This window comes from Gilvimarinus sp. 1_MG-2023 (assembly GCF_030548285.1).
Genome location: NZ_JAUOSC010001647.1, coordinates 1 through 238, shown reverse-complemented (window position 1 = coordinate 238; position 238 = coordinate 1). Strand labels below are relative to the sequence as shown.

The following is a 238-nucleotide window of genomic DNA, read 5'->3' as shown; positions in this document are numbered from 1 at the left end:
CTGCCAAGGCTGCTGCTGAAAAAGCTGCCGCCGAAAAAGCCGCGGCTGCTGCCAAGGCTGCCAAAGCCGCTGCTGCCGCCAAGGCCAAGCCTGCAGCAGCCAAAACAGAGCCGGCACCCCAGCCTCGCCGTGATGATCGTTCCGCACGCCCCAGCAAGCCGGTTGCTACCGCTCGCGTCAAGGCCAAGCCACTGACTGCTGAAGAAGATGCTGCGCAAAAACGTGCAGAGGCAGAAGC

The 238-nt window shown here is 63.4% G+C and carries 1 protein-coding gene; it reads left to right on the top strand.

Annotated elements, in window-relative coordinates:
• Positions 1-238, top strand: a 238-nt coding sequence (locus tag Q4563_RS22380) for a hypothetical protein (RefSeq protein ID WP_303606112.1), incomplete at both ends; no start/stop codon positions are given.